The sequence below is a fragment of the Polaromonas sp. P1_G2 genome (assembly GCF_056405515.1).
In genome coordinates this window covers 1-467 of the sequence record NZ_JBFUBY010001075.1, presented here as the reverse complement: position 1 = coordinate 467, position 467 = coordinate 1, and the positions used below count along the sequence as shown (strand labels likewise).

General features: G+C 64.2%; 1 protein-coding gene. It reads left to right on the top strand.

Annotated features, from left to right (window positions below):
• A partial coding sequence (locus tag AC1D0P_RS29125; RefSeq protein WP_477679916.1) for a cytochrome P450 family protein occupies nt 1-467 on the top strand: 467 nt, incomplete at both ends.

Below are 467 nucleotides of genomic sequence, written 5' to 3'. Positions count from 1 at the left end.
TCATCACCCGGTTCGACGACTGCCGCACGATCGGCGGCAACGACAAGATATTCGGGCCGTCCGGATCGGCCGACCGGCCCGAAGCCCGGGTCATGGGCATGCCGAACGTGCTGACCATGTCTGGCGAGGACCATCAATGCCTTCGCCAAGGTATCGACGAGAACCTCACGCAGGAACGCGTGCGCTCGTTCGTCGAGGGTCTGCCGCGGCCGGTCGTGCAGCGTTACATCGACTCGATCAGGAAGAACGGAGCGGCCAACCTCACCGCCGAGCTTTTCGAGCCGATCTCGGTGCGCTGCATCGGCGATGTCATCGGCCTGACCGAGACCCCCAACGAGACGCTCGTCGAATGGTTCCACGCGATGGCGCTCGGCCTGCAAAATGTCGGCAACGATCCGGCCGTGTGGAAGCGCCTGGACGATGCGCTTGCCGATATCGACAGGCAGATGGGCGACCTCTACCAGGCC